This window comes from Vibrio genomosp. F10 str. 9ZD137 (assembly GCF_049974785.1).
GTDB lineage: Bacteria > Pseudomonadota > Gammaproteobacteria > Enterobacterales > Vibrionaceae > Vibrio.
Genome location: NZ_JBNGCJ010000216.1, coordinates 1 through 7,900 on the forward strand (window position 1 = coordinate 1; position 7,900 = coordinate 7,900).

Here is a 7,900-nt window from a genome sequence, read left to right on the forward strand (position 1 = left end):
ACGGCTTCTACCGGATAGCACCCCATTGCAGATTCTCCTGACAACATGATAGCGTCTGTGCCGTCTATTATAGCGTTAGCGACATCCATAACCTCTGCGCGAGTTGGTAGTGGATTCTCGATCATAGATTCCATCATTTGAGTTGCTGTAATGACAGGTTTTCCAAGATGCTTAGCGCGAGAAATAAGCATTTTTTGAACTGACGGGAGACGAGCATCACCGATTTCTACACCAAGATCACCACGTGCCACCATTATAATGTCTGAAGCGGCTATCACTTTGTCCATTGAATCTGCATCTGTCACAATTTCAGCGCGTTCAATTTTAGCCACAATTTGCGCGTTGCAACCTGATCGCACAGCGATAGCACGAGCATCGTGCAAGTCGTCTGCATTGCGTGGAAATGATACAGCAAGGAAATCGGCATCAATCACCGCTGCGGTGGCAATGTCTTGTTTATCTTTGGTGGTCAATGCTGGTGCAGATAAACCACCGCCCAATAAGTTGATGCCTTTGCGGTTTGACAGCTTGCCGCCATTTAACGCTCGAGTTTCCACCTTTTGCGTTACTTTATCGACTGACAAGGTTTCCAATTGAACACGACCATCATCCAATAGAAGAATATTGCCAGGTTCCAAATCCTGAATCAGTTGAGGATAATCTAAACCAACAGAATGCTGGGTTCCGGCATTGGGCGCTAATTTCCCGTCTAAGTAAAAAGTATCCCCTTGATTCAGGTAGATAGAATCAGATTCAAAACCCGAAATACGAATTTTAGGGCCTTGTAGGTCAACGAGAATACCGACATATTTCCCCAGTTGTTTGGCGATGGTTCTTACTTTAAGCGCGGTTGCTATGTGGTCTTCTTGATTCCCGTGAGAGAAATTGAGTCGAACAACATTGACGCCTGCTTTAATCATTTTTGTTAATGTTTCGGCATCTTGGCTTGCGGGGCCAAGGGTTGCGACAATTTTTGTTTTATTCATGGGCTTACCTATAACGACATAATTGAAAGGTTGGAAGAAAATGGGTGAGAGGAGCCAATTAAGACTCCTCAATATGTCATTAACTTGCTGTGCTTGGTTTGAGTTCGCCTTCCGACTCATCAATATCCACGACTTTTTTAGCGTTCCATACTGTGAGCGCCAGAACCAGTGAAACCACACCTGCTGCTAGCCAGAAGTACTGAGCTTGAGTGAAGTCGTACGTCGTCACACCATCGACTTCAGTAATGTTAATCAACGAAGCTGAAACCACTTCTTGAGCGGATGCGGCCATGTAAGAGAACAGCCCGATGAAGCCCTTTACTGCTCCAACCGCATTCTTCGGCATCAAATCACAAGCTGTAAGGCCAGCAAGGAATACCACTAGACCGCCGATAGCAAAGCCGATGAGGCCAAGAGCCACTGCGTCAACCATGCGGTGGTCTGGTCCGAAGAACATCAGGCACATACCTGCGATGTTGGCAATTCCGTAAAGTAAGGTTGGGATATGACGATTAGCATTAAACACTTTGTCAGAAATAATGCCCGATAATATAGCGCCCGCCAGACCTGCAATTGGGTAGGTCGACATAGCAAAACCAGCATCGATCAGTGAGTAGCCTTTCACTTCTTGTAAATACAGAACAGCCCAAGACGACATCGCATAACGTGAGACATACATTGCCGCACATGCCATAGCAATGAGCCACATGGTTGGTTGTTTAAGAATAAACAGTTGTGCACGTCGAGTTTCTTTTGGATCGTTCTTTTTCTTAATTTCAGGGTCTTCGTCAAATGCCGTTGCCGCATCAGGTAGGCCATAAGTTTGAGGACGGTCTTTTAGCGCAAAGAACATACATAGCGCGGCTGCAATGGCTGCAATACCAGCACCGATGAAACCAGCGCGCCAACCTAAGTAGCTCACTAATGTCGCGGTTAGAATCCAAGTGATACCCTCACCAATGTTACGAGAACCACCCCAAACAGAGTAACGACTACCACGCTGTTTTGGTGAGAACCACTGGAATAGAGACACACAAGAAGGTGCAGAACCCACTGATTGGAACCAACCGTTTAAGCCCCAAAGCAGAACGAAAAAGAAACCGGTAGTGTTAAGGCCCATTACGATCGCTGTTGCACCAGACAGGAGCAATGAAAACGACATAAAGCGGCCAATATTGGCGTAGTCAGAAAGGAAGCCGTTCGAGAATTTGCCTATTGCATAAGTAAAGAAGAAGGCTGAACCCATAATACCAAGCTCTTCGATGGAAACGATTCCAGCATCAAGCATCGGTTTTTTTACGACACCTAAACTCATTCGAACCACGTAGAATACTGCGTAGCCGAATACTAAGCCTAGGAATACTTCCCATTGATAGCGTTTGAACCGCTTTTGCATGGCCTGCTTATTTCCGTCGGACAAGGGCTTGTCCGGACGGGTTTTGAAAAAATCAAACATGATGTTTTACTCCGATAAATTGACGATAATTAATTTGTCCGGGGCATCATGGCGAGCGAGGGTAAGAGTTACAAAAAGCCACTTTTGAGACGAAAATGACTCAAACTTTAGTTTGGCATGAGTTAAAAATGGCGCTTTTAAGTCCGCGAATAGGCCGCTAACTGATAGAATTATGTCTATCGGGATAAAGCGTTGTGTCGGCTTTGACCCAATAGATAAATGGCCTAATTATTAGCTTGTTGGCGAATTTTGAATTGACGCACACTTTTAAGGGACTTTGTGACGTGGGTATACAGAATGCACGAACGATTATTCGTTCGATATGGTTGACCGTTCTTGGGCTGTTTAGCTCGTTGAGTTTCGCAAACCAAGAGCAACTGGTCATTTTGACTACGTTTTCTAGTGAACCTATGGCTGAATTGATTGCAGAATATCAAAAGCACCATCCGCTTGTGGATATCAAATTGATCCACCGCCGAACTCAATCTGCTATTCAAATGCTCAACAAAACCTATATTGAAGATGTCGATGTCGTACTCAGTTCTTCTCCGTTTTTAATGCAAGAGCTTAACAAGCGGAATCAGCTAGCCACGGTGGATTTCTCTAATGAGGTACCGGATTGGCTGAGCCAGTTTGTATTACCTGAACAAAATAAAGTCACCAGCGTTGGTTATTCAGGGGCGGGTTTGGTTTGGAATAATGACTATCTTAACGCCAACGGTCTGAACAAACCGAAACGTTTCATTGACCTGACCTCGTTTGATTATTTTGGCCATTTGACAATGAGTACGCCGAGCCGATCTGGCACGACGCAAATGATGATCGAAAGTATTCTAAAAAGATACGGGTGGGAAAAAGGATGGTCGATCATTCTTAATGTTGGCGCTAATCTTGGCTCTATCTCATCGCGTAGTTTTGGTGTGAGTGATTACGTGGCAAAAGGCCAGTTTGCGATTGGGCCGAGTATTGACAGTTATGCATTGGTGCTGGCCAATCAATTCAGTCATGTTGAATTTGGCTATGATCAAGACTTCACTTTGATGCCGACTTATGTGGGCGTAGTGCATCAACCTTTTGATAGTGTCGCGACTCAGCAGTTTGTCGAGTTGTTATTGTCTAAACAAGTTCAAACCAACATGTTACAAACCCGTTTTTCAAAGCATGCGATTGCTGATCCTTCATTATTCAGCAGCGACATTCCAGGCATCGAACTTAATACAGTCATGAGGCGAGAGAAGTTGGTCAACATGATCTTTGATGAAGCCATCACGAAACGGCTGCCAGAACTACAAGATGCGTGGTTTAGCTTAATGAGGCTCAAACAAGAGTCGAAACCGAATTCAAAGGTGAGTAAAGAGCTTGAACGGCTACAATCCCAGTTGTTTCAATTGCCAATATCAGAACAACAGGTCGCTACATATTCAGCGACAATGAGAGAACAAGTAAAAGAGGATATCGCGTCGAGTGGTATAGAGCGTGTGATGTTGGCGGAGTTTAGCTATCGATTTGGCGGCCAATATAGCGCCAATTTGACCAATGTTGCTAAGCGCATCAGTCAATTGCAACAAGAACTGCAACAAGAGTACGACCAATGAATAAATGGAGTACGATTGGCGCCAAGCTGGTGTTGGCATTCACTGGCACCACCATACTCTTGACGGTGGTAAGTGTGGTGGCCTGGTTAACTTGGAATCAGTTAGATGATCAAGTGAGTGAGTTACTTGAACAAAGTGTTCCTAAATACAACACCAGCTATTTGCTTGAGAGTCGAAGTGGCGAAATTCGATACCAGGTTCAATTGCTACCGACGATTACTAACATGGTCGAGCTCAATGATCAGATTGCAACTTTATCAACCCTAATAGAGTCAATTAAACGTACCTTAAGCGACCATAATCAAGGTGGTCTCAATGATGTTGGAGGTACAAACCTAGCTGAGCTTTACTTGGATCTTGAAAACACCTTAGGTCAGTATAGTGATTTAGTCTTACACCGAGTCGAGCAAACCCGAAAGATCAATCAGCTCAAAGAGCAATTAAATTGGTTAAATCAAGATATTGACGCGGAGCTCATGCCCATTCGCCAAGAATTGCACTGGTTAATTGAGCGTTATGATGCGGGAGAAAGGCGCAATAACGCCTTTGAGCAACTACGTACGATACAACAAATATTGGACCTCGAATCAAGTGTGTTTACGATCATCAGCGATGTGATGGACGCGCAACAGCTAGGGCAAGTGCACAATGCAGCAAAAGTGGTTCAGTATAAATTGAATGATCTTAGCGTGATCAGTGAGGTGATTGTGGTGCTGCCTACTGCGATTGCTTACCAACAGTTGCTTGAAGAGTTAACGGGCCTACTGTCTCCTGAAGGGGCCTTTTACTCGCAAATCCTAGACAAAGTGTCGACAAACCAAAGGATTAATGGGTTAAACCATAGAATTGATTTTCAACTAAATGAAATCCATCAGCAAATAGGGCAACTGGTTGGTCTAGCGGATGAAAGTTTTGTCGATGTAAAGAAAAAGACAGCCAGATTGGTGTCGTATGGTAACCATGTATTGCTCGTTTGTTTTAGTGTCTCAATTTTGATGTCGCTGTTTTTGACTTATTACTTTATTAACCGCCGCATCGTTGCTCGTTTGACGGCACTGAGCACCAGCATTGATGCAATAACACGAGGTGACCTAAGTTACCCGATTAAAGTGGATGGCCAAGATGAAATTGGGCGTATTAGTGAAAAACTGATTGAGTATGGTGAAAGTGTCAAAGAAATTCAGCGCACTAACGCTGTTAGCCTAATTAACAACACATCCGCAAGCTTGTTGACCTGTGATCTAGTAGGCAATGTGGAGTCATTAAACCTGAGCGCACGTCGATTGCTCGCAACAGATGAAGACTCTGGTCATAAGCCAATTTGGGAAATATTAGATATTGATAATCCACTAGATTTGGCGCGTATATTTTCTCGTGAAGGGAAACTGCGAACTCATGGGCAAGACGAGCTCACTTTCAGCGTTGGCCATGCAGAGCCATGCTATTTGCATTTCGATTTCCATCAGTTCTCTCATGGTCAGTTGAACAAAATAATTATCACCATTACTAACGTGACTCAGCAAGAGCTGACTGCTCGAGAATTAGAAAAGTTGGTGGATGAAAAAACGCACGATTTAATTGAAAAAAATCAGCGTTTATCAAAAGAGGTGAGCGAACGCGAGTTGGCCGAACGTAACCTTAAGCAAACCCAAGGTGAGTTGATTCAAGCAGCAAAAATGGCCGTTGTTGGGCAAACCATGACAAGTTTGGCCCACGAGTTAAATCAGCCTCTCAATGCAATGTCGACATACTTATACAGTGCAAAACTGTCCAGTGAGGGCAAAGATATCGTTGGAATGAATCAAGCGTTACACCAGGTGGATGTATTGGCCAACAGAATGAATAAGGTCATTACCAGTTTACGCAGTTTTGCCAAAAAGCCAGATGGAGACCAAGCGCCAGAGTCATTGCACATTCATCACGTAGTTGAGCAGGCAATGAGTATCGTTAATACCAAAGCCAAGCGTCAAATGATTACCCTAGAAAACCGAGTAGAACCAGATCTTCGTGTGGCTTTCAGTGCGTTGGCTCTAGAACAAGTGCTCATTAACGTAATGGTCAATGGATGTGATGCGGTTAGTGAGTCAAATCCAGAATCGCGTAACGTTTCTATCTACCACCTTTACAGCTCACCTAATTACCACACTATCGCTATTGAAGATAACGGGAATGGTTTTGAGCCAGATATTGTCTCAAAATTGTTCACACCATTTACCACGACGAAAGAAGTGGGGCTGGGACTTGGCTTAAGTATTAGTCGGTCGCTAATAGAGAAATACTCTGGCCACATTTATCTTGGATCCAGTGTGAACCGAGGAGCATTAGTACTTTTGGAGTTACCTTATGATCTATCCTAACTACTCTGTTTTATTGGTGGATGATGATCAAGATGTCTTGGATTCATACATGCACCTTATGTCACTTGCAGGTTTAACTGCAAAACCTGTGGCAGATCCTACTTTGGTAAGCCCACATATCTACACCGATTGGCCGGGTGTGGTGCTGCTCGATATGTACATGCCACAGATGCATGGGCTAGAACTGTTACAAAAAATTAAGCGGTTAGATGAGCGTATTCCGGTGATCGTTATTACGGGCCATGGCGATATTCCTATGGCCGTTGAAGCGCTTAAAGTAGGGGCATGTGAGTTTGTAGAAAAACCAATTAACCCCGCTCAATTGTTAGAAATGGTTAAAGAGCAGTTAAGCTTTCGAAAAGTGTTCATAGAGCAGAAGAAGGCCATGGCGTCGAGTATTGACCGCAGCTTAATCGGACATTCAGCTCAACTTGAGCATATTCGTCACTGTATATCTCAATTTGCTTTGCTAAAAAACCATGTTGTCGTTTGGGGTGAAACGGGAACTGGCCGCCACTTAGTTGGGCAGTTAATTCATGATCTCACAGATTTCAAAACTAAAGAGGTATTTCGTGTCAGTTCGGAGTCTTGCACTGATTGTGATTTATTCACTCAAGAAATCGGCGGTGAAACAAGAACAACTTGGTTAATCGACAATATTGAGCAGATGAGCGAGCCTTGCCAACGCATTTTGGCTCAAGCGATTATTGAGAAAGAAAGAAACAAACAGCCTTTACAGGTGATTGCTATTTTCAATCAAGATCCACAGCGGCTCATAGCCGCGGCCAAACTGGTCCCAGAGCTTTATTACGTGTTGAATCAAGGTGTCATTGAAATGCCTTCATTGCACTCTCGCCCAGATGACGTTGCCGTGCTGTTCCACCATTTCCTAAAATCAAGCTGCATTAAACTCGGAAAAAGTGTACCTAAAGTCGACCCGAGTTATTTATCTGTTTTGCGAAGCCACCGTTGGCCGGGAAATGTGCGCGAGCTGCGTAATGTAGCAGAACTTTACGCGGTAGGTATTATTAAACTCACGGGTCAAGAAAAGCTCTACACTCAAGAGGAAACACAACTCGCACTGGATGAACTGGTTGATGATTATGAAAAAGGCGTGATAGAAGATGCATTGTTTTTGCACTCAGGGCGAGTCAGTGATGCTGCAAGCTATCTGCAAGTGCCGAGGAAAAAACTGTATTTAAGAATGAAAAAGCATGGAATAGATAAAGAGTCATACAAAAGCCGCTAGCCCGACACAACTCGTATGATAGAAGGGCTCATTGACTCTACTCTTCATGATTTTAAGCAAGTATGATTTCGTGGCTATTGATTGAGAGCGTTGTGTTGTAAAGCTTCTAAGTGATTATAAAAGCAACGTTAGGCAACCTAAGTGGTGATAACTTCATCAGTCGAACCTGAACACGTGATAAAACGCTGTTCTTTTCAATTAGATGTGGCATTATCAGTGTCGTTAAGGCGATGTGCGTGCATCGTATAATGGCTATT

At 43.9% G+C, this 7,900-nt stretch carries 5 protein-coding genes; 3 read left to right on the top strand and 2 right to left on the bottom strand.

Annotated elements, in window-relative coordinates:
* A partial coding sequence (pyk, locus tag ACP45E_RS02970) for a pyruvate kinase (RefSeq protein ID WP_069584677.1) occupies positions 1–986 on the bottom strand: 986 nt, incomplete at its 3' end.
* Between the two features lie 79 nt (positions 987–1,065).
* Positions 1,066–2,442, bottom strand: coding sequence for an MFS transporter (locus ACP45E_RS02975; RefSeq protein ID WP_017034975.1), 1,377 nt, complete (start codon positions 2,440–2,442; stop codon positions 1,066–1,068).
* 284 nt (positions 2,443–2,726) lie between these two features.
* Between ACP45E_RS02975 and ACP45E_RS02980 the strand changes: the two genes are divergently transcribed.
* From ACP45E_RS02980 to ACP45E_RS02990, 3 genes are read left to right on the top strand one after another with little or no spacing between them, the layout of a single operon-like run.
* Positions 2,727–4,037 (top strand): ABC transporter substrate-binding protein, encoded by a 1,311-nt coding sequence (locus ACP45E_RS02980; RefSeq protein WP_017038781.1) that lies wholly within the window; start codon positions 2,727–2,729, stop codon positions 4,035–4,037.
* Positions 4,034–6,394 (top strand): ATP-binding protein, encoded by a 2,361-nt coding sequence (locus ACP45E_RS02985; RefSeq protein ID WP_017038782.1) that lies wholly within the window; start codon positions 4,034–4,036, stop codon positions 6,392–6,394. Before ACP45E_RS02980 ends, ACP45E_RS02985 begins: the two co-directional genes overlap by 4 nt.
* Positions 6,381–7,643 carry a sigma-54-dependent transcriptional regulator gene (locus ACP45E_RS02990; RefSeq protein ID WP_017038783.1) on the top strand — a complete coding sequence of 421 codons (1,263 nt, stop codon included), beginning with the start codon at positions 6,381–6,383 and terminating at the stop codon, positions 7,641–7,643. Before ACP45E_RS02985 ends, ACP45E_RS02990 begins: the two co-directional genes overlap by 14 nt.
* Positions 7,644–7,900: the final 257 nt, after the last annotated feature.